This is a genomic window from Ferroplasma sp. Type II (genome assembly GCF_000496155.1).
The window spans coordinates 2,135-3,337 of record NZ_KI542713.1 but is presented as its reverse complement, the minus strand read 5'-3'; the positions used below and the strand labels follow the sequence as shown (position 1 = coordinate 3,337).

At 32.5% G+C, this 1,203-nt stretch carries 2 protein-coding genes; both read right to left on the bottom strand.

The window, feature by feature from the left end; translation table 11 throughout:
• Positions 1-690: hypothetical protein (locus tag AMDU4_RS05865; protein ID WP_290704349.1), on the bottom strand; the 690-nt coding region annotated here is incomplete at its 3' end.
• Positions 687-1,203, bottom strand: a 517-nt coding sequence (locus tag AMDU4_RS05860) for a hypothetical protein (RefSeq protein WP_290704347.1), incomplete at its 5' end; no start/stop codon positions are given. The genes AMDU4_RS05860 and AMDU4_RS05865, both read right to left, overlap by 4 nt.

Sequence of the window (1,203 nt, the reverse complement as noted above, 5' to 3'; positions counted from 1 at the left end):
AAAGTAATAATAATGACCGTCTCTAACGTTTATTGTATTTATTATGGAATTGTTCATATTTTCAATATATAGTGTTGTGTTTACTTTGACTGTGTTACCTGTAGTGTTATTGATTATTGATCCGTATATTGCACTCTCCTTCTCGGCGTGGATATAGAATGTGTTATGCAGTTTTCCAGTTGATACAGTAAGGGTAAAATTATAATAGTTTCCTACAGTATTACGGTCAACATAATCGGATGATAGACATTCATATATTCTGTTTGAGTTTTTCAGCTTGACTATTTGTTCTCCACTGGTTATCTTACAGTATGACTGATTAGTAAAGGGGTTAAAACCAACATGCTTTCCTATTATTGTAACATAAACATATTTATCATTCACATTATGTGTACTGATATTCATATTAAACTCTACACTTCCACAATTGTATGGCAGTACTACAGGATTTATTATGGTGGAATTCAGGTATGATTCCCTATTGCCACTGGTAAAGTGGGAAGAGAGAGAATAATTATGCTTACTATATGGAAATGTGTATCCAACACTGAAATATTTTACATCAACACTTTCACCATTGTTGTTGTATACTGTATTATTGTGCGGGTAATAGTAGATAATCAGTGATGAGAGTAGTATTATCACAATTATAATCGAAATTATTATTTTATAATGAGATTTTAGGGTCATAATTCATCACTGAATACTCTATAATGATAACTATTGCCGGCACTTAAATCGGATGCGTTTATGGTTTTCAATAACTTAAAATTATTATTAGTGTGGGAATATATATTATACTCCGTGTCTGGTTTGGCGAAGAATAGATAATATCCATTTTTTATTGGAACTTTATAGAAATCTCCATTATTCACATCTTTTATGTATAAAAATTTGTTATTTATGTGATCGGTTGATTCGTTTGATTGATATATAATTGAACCGTATATTGCCGAGGAAGTAACCGCATTTAATGTCTGTGATGTGGAAGCTCCCTGTTTGTCTGGGATATTTCCTGAATCACATGAATAATATGTTGTGTATCCTATTGTGATGGACCCACCTGTACCCAGATCAAAATTAGGTATCTTTATAGCTCCACATGCTCCGGTAGCATAGACATTCTGGCCAGTTTTTACCACACTTGATGAGGAGGTGTATGAACCACCTGTTATGTAGAATGTATTATTTGCATAATTGCCA